Origin of the sequence: Actinospineispora eucalypti (assembly GCF_039543365.1) — a bacterium.
GTDB classification, from domain to species: domain Bacteria; phylum Actinomycetota; class Actinomycetes; order Mycobacteriales; family Pseudonocardiaceae; genus Pseudonocardia; species Pseudonocardia eucalypti.
In genome coordinates, this window is sequence record NZ_BAABJP010000069.1 from 1 (window position 1) to 19,753 (window position 19,753).

At 70.8% G+C, this 19,753-nt stretch carries 15 protein-coding genes and 1 pseudogene; 2 read left to right on the plus strand and 14 right to left on the minus strand.

The genetic code is table 11. The annotated features are described in order from the left end of the window. Positions 1 to 111 precede the first annotated feature (111 nt). The 5 genes from ABEB12_RS41810 to ABEB12_RS41830 form a co-directional block, all read right to left on the minus strand. Positions 112 to 912: an ESX secretion-associated protein EspG gene (locus tag ABEB12_RS41810; protein WP_185058310.1), complete on the minus strand. Its 801-nt coding sequence runs from the start codon at positions 910 to 912 to the stop codon at positions 112 to 114. Between the two features lie 5 nt (positions 913 to 917). Continuing rightward, positions 918 to 2,129 carry a hypothetical protein gene (locus tag ABEB12_RS41815; protein ID WP_185058311.1) on the minus strand — a complete coding sequence of 404 codons (1,212 nt, stop codon included), beginning with the start codon at positions 2,127 to 2,129 and terminating at the stop codon, positions 918 to 920. Between the two features lie 14 nt (positions 2,130 to 2,143). Next, positions 2,144 to 2,692: a DUF3558 domain-containing protein gene (locus ABEB12_RS41820; protein WP_345703600.1), complete on the minus strand. Its 549-nt coding sequence runs from the start codon at positions 2,690 to 2,692 to the stop codon at positions 2,144 to 2,146. Between the two features lie 32 nt (positions 2,693 to 2,724). Then, on the minus strand, positions 2,725 to 3,093 hold the full coding sequence (locus ABEB12_RS41825) for a hypothetical protein (RefSeq protein WP_185058313.1): 369 nt from the start codon (positions 3,091 to 3,093) through the stop codon (positions 2,725 to 2,727). Between the two features lie 265 nt (positions 3,094 to 3,358). Then, complete coding sequence (locus ABEB12_RS41830) at positions 3,359 to 4,156, minus strand: hypothetical protein (RefSeq protein WP_185058314.1); 798 nt, start codon at positions 4,154 to 4,156, stop codon at positions 3,359 to 3,361. Between the two features lie 418 nt (positions 4,157 to 4,574). Between ABEB12_RS41830 and ABEB12_RS41835 the strand changes: the two genes are divergently transcribed. Together ABEB12_RS41835 and ABEB12_RS41840 are read left to right on the plus strand one after the other, a co-directional pair. After that, complete coding sequence (locus ABEB12_RS41835; RefSeq protein WP_185058315.1) at positions 4,575 to 5,960, plus strand: hypothetical protein; 1,386 nt, start codon at positions 4,575 to 4,577, stop codon at positions 5,958 to 5,960. 13 nt (positions 5,961 to 5,973) lie between these two features. Then, complete coding sequence (locus tag ABEB12_RS41840; protein WP_185058316.1) at positions 5,974 to 6,459, plus strand: GNAT family N-acetyltransferase; 486 nt, start codon at positions 5,974 to 5,976, stop codon at positions 6,457 to 6,459. Positions 6,460 to 6,462: 3 nt separating this feature from the next. On the opposite strand, the gene ABEB12_RS41845 is transcribed toward ABEB12_RS41840, so the two are convergent. The 9 genes and pseudogenes from ABEB12_RS41845 to ABEB12_RS41885 form a co-directional block, all read right to left on the minus strand. After that, the gene (locus ABEB12_RS41845) at positions 6,463 to 9,759 is read right to left on the minus strand and encodes a hypothetical protein (protein WP_185058317.1); all 3,297 of its coding nucleotides are present in this window, start codon (positions 9,757 to 9,759) and stop codon (positions 6,463 to 6,465) included. Between the two features lie 208 nt (positions 9,760 to 9,967). Next, a complete protein-coding gene (locus ABEB12_RS41850) occupies positions 9,968 to 10,405 on the minus strand; it encodes a hypothetical protein (RefSeq protein ID WP_185058318.1) in 438 nt (145 codons plus the stop codon). Between the two features lie 908 nt (positions 10,406 to 11,313). After that, complete coding sequence (locus ABEB12_RS41855; protein WP_345703601.1) at positions 11,314 to 11,646, minus strand: hypothetical protein; 333 nt, start codon at positions 11,644 to 11,646, stop codon at positions 11,314 to 11,316. A gap of 250 nt (positions 11,647 to 11,896) precedes the next feature. After that, positions 11,897 to 12,883 (minus strand): annotated as a pseudogene (locus ABEB12_RS41860) (C40 family peptidase); the annotation flags it as partial. Between the two features lie 31 nt (positions 12,884 to 12,914). Beyond that, positions 12,915 to 14,927 (minus strand): TraG/VirB4 family ATPase, encoded by a 2,013-nt coding sequence (locus ABEB12_RS41865; protein ID WP_221497500.1) that lies wholly within the window; start codon positions 14,925 to 14,927, stop codon positions 12,915 to 12,917. Next, positions 14,924 to 16,054 carry a PrgI family mobile element protein gene (locus tag ABEB12_RS41870; RefSeq protein ID WP_185058319.1) on the minus strand — a complete coding sequence of 377 codons (1,131 nt, stop codon included), beginning with the start codon at positions 16,052 to 16,054 and terminating at the stop codon, positions 14,924 to 14,926. The genes ABEB12_RS41865 and ABEB12_RS41870 overlap by 4 nt, the downstream gene beginning before the upstream one ends. A gap of 69 nt (positions 16,055 to 16,123) precedes the next feature. Then, entirely contained in the window at positions 16,124 to 18,154 is a 2,031-nt protein-coding gene (locus ABEB12_RS41875; protein ID WP_185058320.1) for a hypothetical protein, read from the minus strand. Then, positions 18,151 to 18,717, minus strand: a complete 567-nt coding sequence (locus ABEB12_RS41880; protein WP_185058321.1) for a pilin — start codon at positions 18,715 to 18,717, stop codon at positions 18,151 to 18,153. Before ABEB12_RS41880 ends, ABEB12_RS41875 begins: the two co-directional genes overlap by 4 nt. Before the next feature lie 200 nt (positions 18,718 to 18,917). Continuing rightward, positions 18,918 to 19,562, minus strand: coding sequence for a hypothetical protein (locus tag ABEB12_RS41885; protein WP_185058322.1), 645 nt, complete (start codon positions 19,560 to 19,562; stop codon positions 18,918 to 18,920). Positions 19,563 to 19,753 lie beyond the last annotated feature (191 nt).

Sequence of the window (19,753 nt, forward strand, 5' to 3'; positions counted from 1 at the left end):
AACCCGGTCTGAGCTGCTAAAACAGGCCTGAACGATGCCGATCGAATCCGGGCCGTTTTGAGCGTGCTTTGTGCCCGGTTTGTGCCGGGATCTTGCGCGACAAGCGCGCGCCTAGCTGCCGGTTGTGGTGCGGGTGAGCAGCTCACGCCAGTGGCGGTGAAGGCCGGGTGCGTCGATGGGGCACATGGTGAGGGTGCCCGCGCGGCGAAGGTGCAGGAACGTCTGGCCGGTGAGGTTGCGCAGGAATCCGATCACCCACGGGCATCGATGTTCGCGTCCATCGCGCCATGCGGTGACTCCGAGTTGCCCGCCAAAGTCGATGTCGGTCCACATGCGTGCCAGCGCTTCGGCGTCTCGGCGGGGCGCGCCGTGTTCTCGGAGTTGATCGGCGAGAGCCCAAGGGCCGGCGTCGTCGCCGATCGTTTCGCATGCTTGGTCGAACAGGTCGGCCGGGAGGTTCACCGGCGGGCTGATGCCGGGGGTGAACGGGCCGAGGAGTGCGAGCAACACGCCGGGTATCTGGCTGCTATCTGTCGCGCGCAGCTCGATCGGGCTTTCGCCGTCGTCGATGAAGGTGACCACCAAGCTGTGTGTGTTGGTGACCGGGCCAAGGCCGACGATGGGGCGCCGGTTGGGGCCGGTGAATCGGATGTCGAGTTGGTAGCTCGGGTGGGCGAGCGGTTGCAGCATCTCGGCCAGGTCGGCGGTGGGGCGGGTGCCGTCTGACAGGCCGCGTACGGCCAGCCCAATCAACGCACGGGCGAGTACCTGCCGGGTGGCTTGTTGGGCGGCCCATGGGCCGCTGGGGCGGCGCATGTGGAGTTCGCACGGGAGTTCGCCGAGTTGGAGCGCTTCCCAGCAGGCCAGCAGCTCTACCGGGCTGAGCTGGACGGCCCGCCCCGTCGTCGCCACGCCTCTCACTCGTCGTCTTCCTTCCATCCGAAGTCGCCCGGGTTGATCACCGGCGACACCACGTCGTCGTCAACGGGCATGTCAAACCACTCGCCCGGGTCGGTTTCGGCGCGGCGGTGGCGGCGCAGGTTGAACCGCTGGCTGCGATACCCGACGCCGGGGCCCGGCTGCTGTTGGCCGGGCGGTGGCATGCCTGGCGGGCCGTGCGTGCCTGGTCGGGTCGCGCTGGTGGGTTCGCCGCTCCATGCGGGTCCGGGTCGGCTGGCAGGGTCACCTGGTGCGCCGATTCCTCGGGGCCGCATGGGCGACTCACCCCATGGCGAAATCCCGGCTCCGGGCGGCAGCGGGCTTCGGCCCGGGGCGGCAGGCCGTTCCCAGGTCGGGGCGCGCGTCGCCGGTGGCCGGCCCGGCGGTTGCCGTGGTGGTGGCGCGATCACCAAGCCTGGCGGGGGTTGGCCGGGAGGACTGGGGTTGTGTGTTGGGCCGGGTGTGTTGATCGGCGGGCCGGGTGGGGGCGGCACGTTCTGCTGGTAGGCGGGGTGGGTGGAGCCACCGCCCGGGGCGGGGGTGGCGTAAGGGTCGCCGGGCGGTGCGTCGTGACGTGTCTGTTGGTGCCGGGCGTCGACCGGGCTACCCGGATGGGTAGCGGCGCGCCCGCCTGGCGCGGCTGGGGTGTCGGTGGCGGGGTTGGTGACCGGGGGTGGTTTCTCGACCTGTGGGAACGCCGCGATGGCTGCGTTCGTGCGCCGCTCATGTTCAGCCAACGCCCGGGCCGCCGCGATGGCGTTGTCGTTGTTCTGTTTGATCGCGTATCGGTGGTCGCTCATCGAACCGACCATGTCCGCGACCCGGCCGAAGAAATTCAGATCCGGAACCGCCAGCGGGGCGGCAACCTTGGATTTCAGGTCGGCGTAGGAAGCTGCGTAGTCGGTTACCTTGCCCGTGCCGGCGTGGCCGACCTGACCGCCCTTCTGCGCCCACTCACCAGCCCGTAGCAGCGCGTTAGTGGTCGCGGCTGCGGTCTTGCCTCGCCACTCGACGCCAGTGCCGCTGAAGAGACGGTGCAGCCGCTCCGGTGACCCGGCCAGCGCGCCACCGAGCTTGCCCAACATAGCCGCCGCCGGCTCGATGACCCGGACCCCCGGACCGGCCTGGAGCTTGTTGTATAGATCTTGTAGGCCCAAGGTCGGATCGCGGTAACAGAGATCCTCTCCCATCGGCCACCGTCCGCTTAGCGAGCCAGGCCGCGGAGGTTGGTCAGCATGTCTTCGGCGGTCTGCCGGGCGAACTGGCAGGCACGCTGATGGTTCATCCCCGGATAGGTCCTTCCCATATTTACGAACTGCACCCATAGCGACTGTCCAGGCGCAACATCGATCATGAGAAGGCAGTGCGTCTCGGGGTCCTGGATCTCCGATGATGCTTGCACCGCAGGGAATCCGCCTATATGTACGACTTCGGTGCTGTCGTTGCGGTACTGCTCCGCGCCGCGGCGCAGCGTGGCCCGCGCGACCCAACCAAGATCGGGTTCGTCTGGCGAATTGCTCCACAGACAGTCCCTGCTGCCTAGACCGTCGTTATCGACGCCGGGCCGACCACGGCGCACATGGAGCGCGTTCACCTGGCTAGAGGTGAGCAGCGCACACGGGTCGATGTTGTCCAGCGGCAGAGTTTGCGGTCGTGGACCGAGTGGCGCGATCGTAGGAGCGATCTCAGGAGGGGTCTGGACAGGTTCGGACGACGGGCCGTTGTTTCCGCACCCAGCGGCTGTGAGCAGCATCAACACGACGGCCAGCCAATGCCCGCGTGCTCTCATCGCGTATCGGCCTGGAGTGCCTCGAACGATCTTCTGATCTCGTCCTCGGTGTGGCCGTACCGAATGGCCTGTGCCCTGATTACCGCGCCTGCGCGTCGCAGCTCGTCAATGTAGGCGGCGGCCTCCTGCACGAGCCCCTGAATTTTCGAGGTGAACGCGTTAGCCGCCATCGTGGACACAGCTTCGTCGGCGGCTACGCCCACCCGGGCGGGGTAGCCGTTCAGCTTGAGCTGGTCGGCCAGGAACGCGACCTCAGCCTGCACGCCGTTGTGGATCTGGAGCACATTCTCGGGGGTCACCTGAGTGAGCAGATGCCGCATCTCCGCGTTCAGAGAGGTGGGGTCGTTGCGCACGCTGCCGCTCATGATCCGAACCCTAGGCCGCTGTCTAGGCACACCGGCGAGGTTGCACCGAGACGTTCGCTATTGCAAACGATCTCGCCAACAACCTGGCGGCGGCACGTCTGCGGTGCGCGCGATCGCGGTACCGCTGGGCCGGGGCGGACGTGCGCAATCCCGGCGCCTGGCGGGGACTGCCGAGCGCCGGGGTTGCATGGACGCATGCCACGGGTGCTGCTGGTGTGGGATCACCGGCCGGGGAATGCACCCGGCATACGCGCCGGGGAGCGGGTCAGTCCTCGCGCGGTATCCCGTCCGGTGTGTGGTCTTCCCACTTGAGCGTCTCTTTCGCGCTGAACAGGTAGCAGGTGCGCACCGTCTCGCGGTCCGGATTGACGATCCGGGCCTCACCACAGATCGCCTCGGGACCACCAAGCCGGTCAGCCTGTGTTCGACGGCGTTCTTCTAGCTCGGTCACAGCCTTCTCGGCTGCATGCTCGGCGTCCTCGCACCAGAACGTGGCTCGGTCTGTGCGTTTGGTCCTCGTCGCGTTGGTAAAGCACACCACGGCACGCCACCGCAGCAACGCAAACAGATCGACTTTATCGCTCTCGCCACCGCCAATAGGTGTCCGCTTGGCCGCCGCCTCGTTGAACTCATCGCACGGCCACGGGGTCCCACACTTGGCACATTTCCCGTGGTCACCCTGGCGGTGAGCCAAGAGGACTGAATCAATACTGGGTTGGTCCGTCGCCACCGCTAGCGCCTGTTCTCGTTGGTTCTCGTGATCATCAAAGGTCCACGAACCGTCCGGCCCCGGCCACACAGCCACCACTGCGTGATCCCTGCCGGACCAGCATCGGCCGACCTTCTCCCAGGGCACGGGCGGTGTGCGATCGATGTAGAAGTCGACCAGAACGCCGCGCTGGCTCCAGCCGCCCGCAATGCGCTCCCAACGGCACATCTCCGGCGGGTCGCCATGGCGCACCACGGCGACCACATGCGGCCCCGGGTCGGGTTCGCGTTCGGGGTGCCACCACTTCACACCGTCGGGCGCCTCGACCAGCGCGCCGCACGCACAGCGCGTCACTGGATGACTCGATACTTCTTGTACTCCCGGCGGCCGAGCTTCACCCACACAGCCACGAACCGGGTGCCTTCCGGCTGCCACCTGCGGCCCTTGAGCCGCACGGCCGGCAACGATCGGAGCGGACCAAACAAGCAATACGCCTCGTGGCCATTGGACCGGGCCGGGTCTGAGCACTCACATTTCGGCCGGTCGGCAGGGTGCGCCTGCTCCTGCGGCTTCACCGCTCCTCGGTGCGGGTTTGACTGACATGCACTGTCTCGCATGGTCTGAGTTGATCGTGCCGGCGCCGTGGTTGTCGCTGTCTTGGCTGTCGAATGGCGCAGAACTTCGGGCGAGTACCGCTGAATATCGCTGAATATCGCGGTTCACTTGATCGAAAGGTCTGGACGGACGCCGGTTCCGGGCTACGATCCGATGCGTGGCCACTCGTCTGCCGAACACCGCGCTTGCCGATGCGCTGGCAAGTATCGGCTGGTCGCCGACTGACCTGGCGCGCGCGATAAACAAGGCACTTCCCGCTAACCGGTGTATCCATCCGACTACCCCCTTCACCTGGCGGGATAAGGGGGTGGTGCCCACCGGATCGCTTCCATCGCTGGTAGCTGGCGTGCTCACCGAAGCACTAGGCCAAGTGGTTACCGAAGAGGATCTCTGGCCAAATCGGCGAGGGCGAAAACAGGTACACAGACCTTCCGTCGACGGTCTCGAAATCCCCTGGAGCAGTCGCGAGACTCTCGCTCTCCTCGAAAAATTCCCAGCGCACGGACCCGGTACTGTGCGACGCTTTTTCGCGCTTTCGGGGCCGGATCTGGTCAACGCAGCGGCCCGCTACACCAATCAGTTGCCTGAATTGCTGCCGTCGCGCGACGGTGATGCTGGAACTGTGACCACTGAATTGGTCGATTATCTCGCCCGCGACGCCGGTTCGCTAAGGCGACTCGATGACGGTCACGGGGGTGCGCTCGTTCAGCGAGCTGCGTCGCATCAGCTCTCATTGACTCTCGATCTGCTTGCGACGTCCAGCTACAGCGCCCGCGATGGCAGGGCGCTTGCCACGGTTGTTGCACAGCTAGCGCAACTCGCCGGCTGGCTGCATTTTGATCTTGACGATCACGGTCAGGCGCAACGTTGCTACCTGATTGCACTGCGAGCAGCCGGTTTGGCCGGAGACCATACTCTGGCAGCGATGATCTTGAGCTGCCTCGCTGCGCAGCAATCTTGGCGAAACCGTCCCCGGGATGCGGTGAAGCTTCTGGGGATCGCCGCTACGGCTCTGCCCGCTGGCGCCAGCCCGCGCGTGAAGGCGATTCTTGCGATGCGCGAGGCCAGGGCACACGCGATGACGGGCGACCAGTCTGCCGCCACCCGGGCGATAGGGCAGGCAGAGCGGGAGCTGGGCCGCGCGAACGGTTCTGAACCGACACCGGTGTGGGCCTACTGGCTCAATCCGGCTGTGCTTGCTGGCGAGACTGGTCGGACGTTGGTCGAGTTGGGGCAACTCCCCCAAGCGGTCGACCAACTCGACTGCGGGATCGGCATGCTTGAGTGCGGCGCATCGCGTGATCGCGTCCTCTACGGGCTGTCTCTCGCTAAAGCGCACGCAACCGGCACCGCGTCGACACCGGGCGACCTCGAACGGGCCTGCTACGCGGCGGTGACCGTCCTTCCGCAGCTCAAGTCGGTTAGCTCGGCGCGATGTCGGAATCTCCTGACGGACCTGGTCAACGAGTTGCCCGAACCGCGGAACCGCGCGGTCAGGGACCTCCGTGAGCAAGCGGAAGGTGTGCTTGCGGGGAAAGTTTGATATTTCGTTGTGAGTGACCGAGCAACGAACCGAATCTGCCGAGATCCGTGCTGTCAGTTTCCTAGCTGCCGACGCCGTCGCGCTCGTCGCCGAGGCGGATGCGTTCAACACCGCGCTATACGGTCACGCCGACGCCACCCCCATGAAGCCGGAGGAGTTCGAGCCTCCATCGGGGCTGTTCGTTGTGGCCTACGCGTCCGGGGAGCCAGTCGGGTGCGGAGGGTATCGACTCAGCCCGGACCACGCAGAGGGCGCGGTCGTCGAGTTCAAGCGGCTGTACGTCCGACCGGCCGCACGTCGGCGGGGTCTGGCCCGCGCCATCCTCGGCGAGTTGGAGGACCGGGCTCGCTCGGTGGGCTATACCAAGGTTGTTCTCGACGTTGGTCGGAAACAAGGCGCCGCACACACCCTATATGAGCTGGTCGGCTACCACCGAATTCCAGGGTTCTCGATTTATCGAGACAAGCCAGGAAATCGTGCATACGGAAAGAATCTCTAACTTTCAGGAAGGGTTCAGGCCAAGCTCCCGGGCGATTTCTTTGGTTCTCGCCGCTGGCGCCACGCCCAATTCAGATAATGCGGCGAGAAGCTTTCGGCAATTCTGCTTGGCAAGATCCAGCAGGTTTTCATCCAAATGGATCTCGATAAGCTTCTGATAGATGCACTCTTGGTCCGATGCGAACGTTAACGCTTCTTCGAGGAAGTTTGATGCTTCTCTCGGATGACTCACTCTGAGTTCTTCCGCAAGGGTGAGTGCCGTTTGAATCACCTTTTGCTGGAAGTTCTGGCGGTAGACATGTAGCCATTCGGCGTCGAGATCTTCGGCAAGTTCGCCGTGGTAGTCGGCGAGTGCTTTGCGATGTGCGTTTGCCTTATCGACGAGCGAATCATACGGGGTGTCGGGGTGGGTGGCGTCGAGGTATTCCCAGTAGTCAACTTCCAATGCGGGGTTGAGGCGGCATATGCCGTCGTCGGTGGTGTCGATGATGCTTGTGACGGCACCGTTTGTGGCTTTTTCGATGCGGCGGTTGATGCGTCCGAAGAGGTTGGACAGTTGAGCGGCCGGCCGGTTGCTGGGGGTGTGTTCCCAGAGGGCATCGATGAGGGCGGCGCGGCGTTCGCCGTGGCGGTTGAGGACCAGCCGCGTGGTGCACCGTCCGCGCACGTCCGGCAGGCCGACGATGACGGGTGTTGCCGGTTCAGCGGCGTCGGGGTGTTCGGGGGTGCAGATCACCCGCGGGGTGCGCATGATCTCGACCCGTACCCGCCAGCGCAGCGGCACCGGCGCGGTCTGGTCCGGTGTGTGCTCGGGGCCGGGCGTCCTGACGGCTGGTCCGATCTGGAGGGGTTCGGTGACCGGGTCGGGCTGCTCGGGCGGGGCGGGGTTGGTGGCCGGCGCGGGCGCCGAGCTGGTCGACTCGGCGGGCCGGGCCGGGGTGCCGGTCGGGGCGGCGGCGGGCGCCGGTCCCGCCACGGCAGGGGGCGCGGTGTGGGGCGCTACGGGCCGTGGGGCGCCGGTGGCGGGTTCGGCCGGGCCTGCCTGGTGTTGGGCGGGGCGCTGCGCTGTGTCGTGCCCCTGGCGCGCTGTGAGCGACTCCGGTGGCGCGGCTGGACCGGTGTCGGGGGCCGGTGTGCTGGCCCCGCCGCCGGGGGCGGTGGTGTGGGTGTCGGGTTGCGGTCCGTCCGGCTCGGGGATGGGTGGGAGGTGGCTGATCATGTCGAGGGCAACGGCGCGGATCATGTTGAACAGCTCGGCACCGGCCAGGTGGCTGGTGTTGCCGTGGGTGTCGGTAACGACGCAGTCAGCCCCGGTGGTGACACGGTGGGCGGCGTCGTGGTCGTCCATGGTCCAGACGTTGATGTGCTGCCCGGCGGTGTGGATCAGGTCGGCCAGGTGTTCGGCGTGCGCGTTGTGGGCGGGCGGCGCGGCGAGGATCAGCACCGTGCGCACCCCGCTGGTGGCGCGGGTGGCAGTGGACAGTTGGGTGAGCGCGTCTTCCAGGGTCGGGGTGATGTGCAGGTTGGGCGGGATCGCGTCGGGGGCCTGGTCGCCGAACAGGCGCCGGATGTCACGTTCGGGGATGAGCACCCGTAGCCCGTGGCTGAGCGCGATCACCAGGTACGCGCGCAGCACGTGCGGGGCGCCGGGGCCGCACACGCCGAGGGTGGGCGTGGTGGCAAGGTCCAGGCGCAGCAACTGACTAGCCCGTTCTGCGGCGGGTAGCGCGGTGGTCCCGTGCAGGGCGGCGAGCACTTCGGGGCCGGTGGGCCGCTGGTCGCGGTTGGGGTCGGTGGCCGGGGGGTCGGCCCGCCCGGTGTTCTCGTCGGGTTCGGCGCCGATGACGGGCGCGCTGATGTCGTAGATCGTTTGGTCGCGGGTGGCGTTGTCGATGCGCCGCGTGAACGTCGCGTTCCGCACGGGTTCGCCGCCGCGGCTGGCCAGGGCTCTGGCCCTGCGAATGCCGAACACGACGGCGGCGACCACGATCGCGGCGCAGAACATCGCGCCCACGATGCGGTAGCTGCCGCCCTCGGTGCGCTGGACCGGCGGGGGCGCGGTGTCCAGCGGCGGCTGGGTGTCTCCCGCGCCGGGCTGGTCCGGCTGGTCGGGGTGTTCGGGGGTGTGGTGGTCGTTGCTGGGCAGCTCGGGCCCGCCCGGCGGTATCCCATCGGTGCCGGGTTGGGCCGGGTCCCCGACCGGCGGTAGCGGCGGGGTGGTGCTGTCCCCCGGCGCGGGAACGTCTGGGCGGGGTAGCCGCGGCGCGGTGGTGTCGGGTGCGGGGGCCGGCGGGCCGGTGTTGATCGGCGGGTACCCGGTGTACGGCGGGGTGCCGGGATATCCCGGGCCGCCCGGGTACCGCGGCTCGGGCGGGTCGTCGTACTCGGGCCGGTGCACCCGGGCAGGGATGACCACGTCGGTGACCGGCGGGTTGCTCGGGCTGCTCGGGTTGGGCGGTGCCGGGGTGGTGTTGGCCGGCGGGGTGGACGGGCTGGGCGGCGTGTTGTCCGTGTGGGTGCTGCTGGTGGGCCCGTCGGTGTGCGGCCCGGGCGGGCTGTACGGCGCGGGGGCGGTGTTTGCGGCGGGGGGCAGTGCGCTGATCGGTGGTGGGGCGCCCGGGCCGGCCGGCGGGTGCACCCCGGGCGGCATGGGCACGCCGGGGGTGACGCCGGGAGTCGGGCCGGTGGGCACCGAGGGTTCGGTGCCGGGGTCGCGCAGCATGCGTTGGGTGCCCGGGAGTTCCCCGGCCAGGTTCAGGTACTGCCGTTGGAGATCGTCAAGGGCCTTCTGGTGACCGCTCACGGCGGTCTTGAGCGTGTCCTGCGCGTGCAGGGAGTGTTGCCGGGCGTCCTCTGAGGGGCGTTTGCCGGCGCGCTCGGTGTCTCGCGCGTCCTGCCGCACGGCCATCTCCTCACCGATGGCGTCGCGCACCATGGCGACCCGGCGGGCGGTGTCCCCGGCCAACCGGCGCACGGCCGCGACAAGATGTTCGTCGGCGGTGGCGGCGCGGCGGTGGTCACTGACCTGGCGGGCGGTGACCACGTAGGCGCCGTCCGCGGCCTTGCCCGTCCAGTCGCCGAACCGCATGTCGTTGAGGATCTTGCCTTTCACATCGACCAGGTTCAGCTCACGTTCCAACTGGTCGGCGTAGGAGTCCAGGTCCGCCGGGCGGGTGGGGATGTAGGCGTGGGGATCGGTGGTGTCCCCTAACGCGGGGTAGGTGGCCCCGTCCTCGGCCCCGTCGCCGGCCGCGGCGGGCTGGGTGGTCACGAATCGGGACCAGCCGTCGCCGTCCGTCACGGCAGGTTCCGTGGCCGCTGGCCCCGTGCTGGTCGGCCCGATGCTGGTCGGCTCCGTCGTGGGCGGCCCCGGCCAGCCGGGGTACCAACGGTCGGGCGCGGGGCCGGAGGGGCCAGTGTTCATCGTGCTGTGCCTTTCGAGATCAGGGGGTTTGGCCTGGCGGGGTGCCCGGGGGGCTCGATATGACACCCCGCCAGGGGCTTGGTGGTTACGCCAGCGCGGGCGGCGGCGCGGGCGGGGTGGTGAAGACCTCGGCCAGGTAGTCCTCACGGGTGCGGTAGTGCGTCGCGTTGGCCTCCAGGTGCCCGGCCAGCGCGACTTGGTCGGCGTACATGCGCGCGAACGCTTCCTTGCGCCGGGCGTGGTAGGCGGCGGCGGCTTCGGCGAGCTTCGGACATCCGAAGATCGACTTGTCCGGGCACGTGGTCAACAGGGGCATGTCTCGGTCGTCGGGCGCGATCGCGTCCTCGCGCAACTGTTTCGCCCGTTGTGCGAGCAGCTCTGGTGTCACCTGGTAGCCCGGTGCGCCCGGCGCGGGCCGGGGCGCGGCGGGTGTCGGGTCGTGCGTGAGCGGCTGGGGCGGGGGCTGCGGGGAGATCCCGGGCATCGGCCCGATGGCCGGGTGACGGTCAGGGCGCCAGTCCATAACGACACACACCTTTCTCCACAGCCGTGGATAACCCCGAGATAAACGGAACAGCGATTGGTGAAATGGTTTTCCTGATGCCCCGGGTGAGGGGCCATCCGGGTTACGGAGTTTTCTCCGGTGGTTCTGATGGCGCGGGTGAATGGGAGATCATCACCGGGTTGGGTGATCCCGCGACTTGTGATGCGCATTGCGGTTGCGCTGGGTGGGTGAAACTCGCCGCTAGAAATTGGCGAACTCATCGCGCACCCTCGCGGCCCGTGCGACTCGGCGCCCGCGCCAGCGGCACTGGCAGGTCAGGGGTTTTGGTAGATGACGGCCTACGCGCAGGTCAGGGCGCTGAGGGAAGTTGCCGCCCTGGTCCCCGACTTGACGACCTGGGCGGCATCTCCTCCCCCGGCAGGCTCGCATGTCCCCCTGTGAGCCGTGCCACATCGGGGAGTGTAGAGCAGCATCCGGCGGATGCCGACCAAGATCGCGGGCGTGTTTGTCTCCGCATTTCGAAACACAATTAGAGGGTACTAATTGCGGGCGACTCGCCCCATGTGGGTGTCCGGTGGTTGTTGTCTGTGCATGTACTGTGTTGGGCGCCCGGATGAGCTGTTTCCTGGTATCTTCCCCCGACGTCAGGAGAGGGCTCATCCGGCCTCTCTTGCGGCGCGCAACGACCGCGTTTCCAGATATTGCGTTGCCGCCGCCCTCGGTTCCGTGGTTCAGCCCCGCGCGGTCGCCCGTGACTGGTTGCGTACCCAGCCCAGGCTGCGTGGCCAGATCCTGCCTAGCCGTTGGACAGTCGGTATGTGAACCCTGTCGAATGCTGTCGTTCCGCGGGGGCGTGCGGGGTGGCCGATCGTGTCGGTGACGCGGGCTGGTGTGGGGTCGGTTCTCGGCGGTAAGAACAGCTCGGGCTAGTTCTGGCTGTAGCCCGGTAGCTCGCGCGCGCCGCGCGTCCGAGCGGGCCGCGCGTGGCTGAGTGCCCAGAGTCGTACGACGTATGCCACGCCCATCGTTGCCCCGCATGCCAGCGCGCCGAGCGCGATCGCGACCTGTGAGGTGCTCAAGATGAGGGCGCGCATGAGTGTGTTGTCCGCTCCTGGCGCCAGGGCCGGTGCCCAACTGCCGATGAAGAAACCGGCGAAGATGACCGGGCCAAACAGCCAGTTGAACCGGGACAGTCGCCGGAGCAGCGCTGTCGCTCGCTGGTACTCGGGCACTTGATCGTCGTCGTTCGATCGGATCACGACACGGACGGTAGCGGGCCGACCGGGTGCCATGGGGCTGAATGCGGTTCGTTTCGGTAGCCGCAACATCGTTGCCTTCAGTGAAACGGACCTGGCTGGGCTGCTTACCGCTCCGGGCGAGGCTGAATAGCGCGGTCGGCGGTTTCGGGCGGGGCGTGACCCCGGCGGCCTGTCGCGCGGCCGGGGCGGGTGCCGGGCGCGTGGCTCCGGCGTATGCCCTGGTGGGTATCGGCGCGAGGGTGACGACGGTGCCGGGGGTCGGTGCGTGGATGACCTGCCCACCGCCCAGGTAGAGGGCCACGTGCGTGATGCGGGTTGCGGGGTTTCCGTAGAACACCAGGTCACCGGGCAGCAGGTTCTGGTTGGCGGCGAGGCGGGGGCCGGCGCGGTATTGCGCGTCGGCGGTGCGCGGTAGCGCGATACCGGCGGCCCCGTAGGCCGCTTTCGACAGGCCGGAGCAGTCAAACCCTTGTTCACCATTGCCACCCCACACATACGGCCGCCCGAGCTGGCTGCGTGCGAATGCCAGAGCCGCCTGCACGGCCGGGCCGGTGCCGGCCGGTGCCGGTGGTGGTGTGCCGGCGGGTGGCCGGGCGGGCACAGCTGGGCCCGGGGTGCCCGGTGCCGTGTTCGGGCGGGCGTTGGGTGCGCTGGCGGCGTAGCGGCGGGCCAGCGCGAGCACCTGCGCGACGTAGGCCTGTGAGTGGTTGTACCGGTACAGCGCGGCCGAGAGGCGGTTGGGGTTGCCGGCGCCGTTGTCGCACAGGTAGAACGCGGCGGCGTACACCGCGTCGTGGGGGTCATACGGCGAGGGTGGCCGGGCGCCGCCCGGTGGGATGGGGTGGCGCGCGATGACCGCGGCGAACGTCGCGGGCAGGAACTGCATCGGACCAGCGGCTCCGGCGGGGTTGGCCCCGGCCCGGACCCCGGGCAGGGTCGACCGGCCGTGGTTCGTTTCGATCTTGCCGACCGCGGCCAACACCGCCCAGTGCAGCCCCGGGCACTGCCGGGCCGCCGCCTGGTAAAGGGACAGGTACCCGGGCGGGATGTCCCCGACTGACCCCGCCGGCCCGGCCCCCGGCCCCGGCACGGGGGCGCCGGGGGTCGCGGGGGCGCCGCTCGGCGCCGTGCCGCTGGGCGTGCCGGTGGTGTCGGTGGGGCCAGAGAACGGGTTGAGCGACGCCACGGCGGCGGCGACGGCGGCGGCCCCGAAGAACAGCAGCAGTAACACCAACATCACCGCGCCGATGGCCTTGCCCGCCACCGGGTCACCACCCGCCCTGGCCGCCGGTCCAGCCCGGGCCGGGGGCGGGGGTGGTGTCGCGGGGGTCCGTGGTGGCCAGCTCGTCCTCACGGTCACTGGCCAGGGCCTTGGCCGCTACGCGTTGGTTGCCCGTGCTGAGCAGCAGCTCACCCGGGGCGGCGCGGCGTAGGAAGGCGTGTTCTCCGGCGGTGAGGTGGAACCGGTCGGCTACCTCGTCGATGAGTTGGTCGGCCTGGCGGAACAACACGGAGGTGGCCGAGTTGTTGATCACGGTGTTGCCCAGGTCGGTGCCCAACACGTCGGCCAGGTCTTGGGAGACGAACATCAGCCCGGCCCAGCACTTGCGCACGGTGCGGGCCAGGCGGGCGACGTAGCGGGCGGCTGAGGGCTGCGACATCAGCCGCCAGGCCTCATCGATGACCACCAGCCGCGGCCGGCGGGTGGCCGGGGCGGAGACGTGGCGCCAGATGTGTTGCAGCACCAGCAGGGTGGCGGCGGGTTGGAGTTCCTCCGGTAGCGCGCGCAGCGAGAACGACACCAGGTGCGGCCCCGATTGTCCGGCCGGATGGCCGGCCGGGCTGGGCAGGGTGGTGTGTCCGGCGAACAGCCGCGCGTAGGCGCCGTGGGCGTAGGGGTGCAGCTCGGTCGCCAGCTCCCGGCCCGCCGGGTTGGGGTGAGCGGCCAGCGCGGCGGCCAGGTCGGCCAGCAGCGGCGCGGGCCGGGTCCAGGTGCCGGGCCGGTCGGGGTGGATACCGGCCCGCCGGTAGGTGACGGTGATGGCCTCGTCCAGCACGGCGCGTTGCAGCGGTGAGGGTTCCCGCCCGAGGGCCAGCGCCAGGAAGGTGTGCACGAACAACGCGTGTTCAGTGAATCTGTTGCCGAACCCGTTGCCCGCGGGGTGCACGTCGGCGGCCGGGCCGGTGTGGGTGGCCGGGTGGGTGGTCAGGTCCAGGGGGTTCAGGTGCACACCGGGGGCGCCGAGGCGGACCACGGTTCCCCCGGCTGCGTGCACCAGCCGGGTGTATTCGTCCTCGGGGTCGACCACGAACACGTGCACGCCCCGGTACAGGCTGCGCAGCAGCCGGCACTTCACGAAGTACGACTTGCCGGACCCGCTTTGTCCGAGGACGACTGTGTTGTAGTTGGTGGCGGTGAACTCGTCGTGGAACACCAGTCCGGCCGACCCGAGGTTGATCCCGACCAACACCCCGTCGACCTGGTCCGGGCGGGCGGGGTCGACGGCGGGTAGGTCGTTGGAGGCGAACGGGAACGCGGCGGCCAGCGGGTCGGTGTCCATGACGCGGCGGGTGTCGAGGGCGTCGATGCCGAACGGCAGGCAACTGGTCCACCCATCGAGCTGCCGGTAGGAGGCCGGCCGGGCGTCCAGCAGCAGGCTTGCCGCCATCGCGCGCACCGCGGCCACTTCGTCGGCGAGGGTGTGCGGGTCGGGCGCGTACACCGCCAGGCACAGCCCGACCCGATACAGCCGGGCCTGTCCGCGCGCGATGCGGGCGGCGAGCTCGGCGGCGTCATCGGCCGCCGCAACGACCAGCGGGTCGGCCAGCTTGCCGTGCTCGGCGCCATGCCAGCGGCCGGCTTCCAGGCGGGCCTGGCGTTTCTTGAGCCGGTCCGCGGCGGCCATCGCGGGCACCGGCTCGACATGGATCGACACGTCCAACCGCCCCGGGTACCCGGCGAGGGGTTCCAGCCACCCGGGGTAGACCTGGGCCGGGTAGCCGGTCACCGCCAACACCGCCACCCAACCCGTCTCGGTCGCGATCACCCGCGCGCCGAGGTGGAGTTCCTCGGGGCCGAACCCCACCGGCCCCGGGTCCCCGCCCGACTCGTCTCCCGCTGCCGCGCCCTCGGCTCCGGTGCTCTCGGTCGGGCCCAGGCCGGCGGGAGCGGCGGTGGCGTGCTCGGCGTCGGCTCGGGTGTCGGCTTGGGCGTCGGTGTCGCTTTCGTGGCCGGTCAACGGGACACGGAACGTCCGGCGCAGCAGCGCGGTACCGATCATGGGGTCCACCGCCCGGTCGGCATCGGGAAGAAGCTGTGTCCGCCGATGCGCACCCCGTGACCGGTGCCGGGCCCGGCCGGCGGCTGGTCGGGCTCCGGGCCGGCGGGGCCGGGCTCGCCCGGGGCCGGGGTGGTGTGGTCGCGGTAGGGGTTGGTGGTGGTGTGCAGGATCAACGCGGCCTGGTCGGCGTCCAGGGGGGTGACGGTGATCCCGGCCGGGGCGAGTAGTTCGCTGGCCTCGGCCAGCCGCCGGGCCAGGCGGGTGAGCGCGGCCCGGTCGCGCCGGGCCTGGGCCGCTTCGCTGGTCGGGGTGGGGCCGGGTGGGTTGGGTTCGCGGAACACGAGTACGACTTGCCGGCACAACAGGTCGCGGGTGGCGGCCAGCTCGGCGAGGTAGCCGGCGTGGTCGGCGGCGGCCTGGTCCAGCGCCGGGTGCCCCAACCCGCCGGCCGCCGCGGCCTGGAGGGCGGTGATGTTGCCGGACAGGTCCAACGGCATCGCGCGCACCAGAATCTGGGTGGACGCGGACAGGGCGTTCAGCCACCGGGCCAGCCCGGCGACCATCGCGTCTTGTTCCCCGCCGCTGCGCAGCCCCCAGGACACGGTGGACGCGACCGCGAGCATGCCCAAACCGGCGCGGCCGAGGTTCACCACCCCGCCGTACGGGGCCGGGGCGACTTCCCGCGCGGCCAGCACGCCCCGGCCCAGCGGTTGGCGGGGACGTGCCCACCAGCCACCCCGCCCGCCCGCCTCGGCGGCGGCGGTGAACGCGGCGGCCGGCGTAGCGAGGGTTTCCGGCCGATCCCGGTCGGGTGTCAGGTGGGGGCGGGTGCCGGCCAGGTGCCGCGCCAGCGCCCACAGGTACCGATCCAGGCTCACCCCGTCGCGGCGGCCCAACGCGACCGCCACCGCCGCCGCCGCGAGCGGTATGGCCACCGCCGCGAACGCGAGCAGGGACCAGGCGCCGAGCGTGCGCAGCAGCAGCCACAACCCCACCCCCGCCACGCCCAGGATCACCAACTGGCGGGCGGTGAGGCTCCCGACCAAACGGTCCTCAAGATCGATATCGGCGGGCATCGGCACGGCCCGCGACGACGTGTACGACGTGGAGTACGACGAGGTATCCATGGCTGTCTCCGTGGTGTGAGGGCCGGCCCGCGCGGGGCCGAGAGCTGGTTGCGGAAGGGGGCGGCCGGGTTAGCGGCGGGTGTCCGGGCGCCGGGCCTCGGTGGGGCGGGTGCGTGGTCTCGCCGTGGCGCCGCTCGCCGGTGGCGCGGGCGGTGGCCGATGCCCGGCCCGGCCAGGCCGCGGGTAGCCCGGTGGCCGCCCGGCCGGGGCCGCCGTGCCGGCCGGGCCGGACGGCCCCGGAGTGGCAGCGGCGGGGCCGCGCCGCTGGGCACGTTGCTGGGCCTGGTGCTGCTCGCGCTGGCGCTGGGCGACCTCGTGCCACGTACGCGCCGTCGTGGCGGGCGCACGGTCCTCGCCGCGCGTGGCCGGTCCGGCCGGGGTGCTGGCGGGCCGGGTGGGGCCGGCGGGGTGTCCGGGCGGGCGGGTCGCCGGCTTACCCGGGCCGGTTGGTCGCTGGCCCGGGGGTGCCGGGGGGCTGGTGCGCCACACAGGGACCGGCCGCCGCGGGGTGCCGGCCCCGCCCGCCGGGCTCACGGTGGGACCGTGCCGATCGGCTGGCCCGGTGGGCCGTGGCCCCACCCGCGGCCCGCGCGGTCCCCCGGGACCGGTCGGCCCGCCGCCGGCACCACCGCCATCGCGGCGGCCACCCCGGCCACGGTGGCGGCCGGGGTCTCGGGGGTCCTGGGAGAGGCGGGGGCCGTTGATGCGCCAGCGCCGGTCCCGGCCGGCGGTGGCGGCGGCCTTGACCACGCCGAGGGTCTTGACCGCCATCCAGGTCTTGACCACCGAGGAGAGCAGCGACCCGCCGCGCCCGCCGCCCTGGGCCTGGGACAGTGCCCAGAACGGCAACTTGACCATGATCCACATGGCGGCCAGCAGCAGGAACGGCATCATGGCCCGCGCTTCGGCCGGCGCCATGCCGAACGGCACCACCCCGGGCGCGAAGAACAACCGCAACGACAACGCCAGCGTGAGCGCCTGGCCGGCCTGGGCCACCAGCAGCGCGCCCAGCGCCCGCCACCACTGCCGCGCCAGCGGCTCGGTGTGCGGGAGGGCGTGGCAGGCCAGCGCCAGCGGCGCGGTGACGGTGATCAGGGACAGCAGCGCCAGGCGCACCACGTAGCCGATCAGCAGCCCGGCCAGCAGCACCACGAACGCCGCCACCACGAAGATCAGCCACACGCCCTCCGCGTCCAGGGCGTTGCGGATGATCACGCGCATGCTGTCCGCCGCCGCACGCGCGTCGAGTTGCCCGAGCAGCGCCGTCGCCACCGCGTTGGCCAGGGCGGTGGCCTGCCCGATCAGCCACAACGACAGGTGCACCGCGACGAACCCCACCAGCAGCCGCGGCAGCATCTGCCGGGGCGTGTACCGGTTCTGCAAGGTCTCGAACGCCCCGGCGATCAGGAACGACGCCATCACCAGCAGCCCGTACAACGACACGGCGATGGTGCGGCTGGTCTGCCACAGATCGACCACCGCCGGTACTCGTGCCGGATCGGGTGTGGACAGCAGCGTGTTGCCGAGCATCGACAGCATCGGATCCAGCCCGGACAACACCACGTTGCGCGCGATCCAGTCCCCGGCGTCGTCCATCAGCCCGCCCAGCGGCCCCCGGTCCTCACTGCTGGTAGTCGCCCCGGAACCGCCTTGACCAGGCGGCGGGCCGCTCGGAGCGGGCGCGGGCGGGGGTGTTGGGGACGGCGGCGCGGGCTGGGCCGGCGCCGGGCCGGCGAGCTGGGCGCGGGCGGGCGCCGGGGTGGCCGCTCCCAAGCCGCGGGCCGTGGCCACGGTGCTGAACGTGGCCACGGCCGCGGCGGGGGACGTGGCCAGCGCATAGGCGGTGCGCGTGGCCACACAAGTGGTGGCGGTCACAGTAGGCGCGGTGGCCATTGATCGCAGCGTGGAGGCCACACCGGCCGTACCGAGGAACGCCACCAGCGCCGCGGCGGCCACCACCAGCACGGCCACCGCGCACGCCGGCCGGCCGCGGCCCCGCTTGGCCGCCGGGCGCCCGCGTGCGGGGCCAGAGCTGGCGGGGGTGCCGGTCGCGGGGTGGGGCCGGAACTCGCCGGCACGATCGCGAAGGCGGGGGGTCATGCGGCTGGCCCCGCGCCGCCGGTGAGGGTTTGCAGCACGCCGACCACCGCGGGGGCGAGCATCACCCCGATGAACCCCAACACGCCGGCCTTGATCGCGGCCTTGCCCTTCTCCACTTCGTCGGCTTCGCCGCGCGCGGCCAGCAGCCGCAGGAACCCCACCGACAGGAAGAAGATCGTCACGGTGCCGAGCAGGGAGACCGCCAGGTTGCGGGCGTTGTCCAGGAACTGGTTGAGGCTGATCCCCGACGCCCCGTCACCCGGGGCGGCTAACACGTCCGCCGCCGGGGTGGGCGGAAACCCGACCAGCGCGGCGAGCACTGGAGCGGGGACGCCGCCGGCCCCGCCGTGCGGGCCCACCAGGTGGCCCAACCCCGCCATCAGCACCACTACTGACACCAGCGCCGAGACCAACACGGAGGCCAGCGCGGCGCATGTGCGCGCGGCGACGCGCGCGACCCCGGCCGCCCGACCGCGCGTGCCGGCCGCCGCTGCGTGACCGTCGCCGGTGGGGCGGCCGGAGTCGTCCGGGGCGCTGGTGGCCACCGGTGCCGGTGGTGTCACCGGGGATTGCGTGGCCACCGTTTCCAGGGGGTTCGGTGTGGCCATCACCGGCGGTGCGGCCGGTGTTGTGGCCGGGGCGGGTTGTGAGTCGAGCCGCGGCCAACCGTTGAGTGCGCAAGTGTTGTCCGGCCACCGGGGGGCCGGGGTGGCCGAAGTGCCGTGACCGCTACTTATGTCCCCCGGCCGCGGGTGTCCGCTGCTCATCGCCCGGTCTCCTTGCCCGCGCCCCGCCGGGGCCGCGCGCCCGTGCCGGACCGGCGCCCGGATGTCGCGTCGGTTGGCTGGCGGGTGGGGCGGCGCGCGGGTCGGCTCGCGCGGGCACGCTGCGTGAGCGTGGGCGCGTTCTCCGGCGCGGCGGTGCCGTCCCGGCCGCTGGTGCTGGTGGTGGTGTCGCGCAGGGCGCGGGCGCCGCGGTAGGCGCTCATCAGCAGCAGCCACCGGATACGGGGGTCACGGGCGTCGTTGTGGTCGTGGCGGCGCAGCTCGGACAGGAATCCGCCCAGCGCGGCGGCCTCCAGCTCCGCGCGCAACTCCGGACGCTGGTGTGGGCGGCGGTGTGGTGGGCTGAGCGTGGCGACGATGCGCATCAGGTCGGGCAGCGCGACCGCGGCGGCGGCCACGGTCCAGGCGGCCTGGTCGGGGCTGCTGGTGCGGGCTTGGCGGACCAGGTAGGACCACACCGCCGCCCGGGAGGACGCGCACACCGCCGGGGAGGCCAGCAGCGCGCGCAGCCGGTCCAGCGGTACCGGGAGGTCCGGCAGGTCGGGGAACCGGCGCGGGTGCACAGCCAGCGGGTACGGGCCGGTGACCAGCCACCGGAACGTGTTTTCCAGAGTGGCGAACACCCCCATTCCGGCGGCATTCGAGGAACCAGCTCGATTCTGGTCGCGGCGTCGGTTTTGGGGCCGGTTGTGGTGCTTTTCTTCCGGTGATGTGGCCACGGGCGAGGCTCCTTAGCGATCGGCGAGCAAAGAGACGCGGGAACGTCGCGCACAGGACGCCATAAACGGGTCATCACGAAGTCATCACCAAGTCA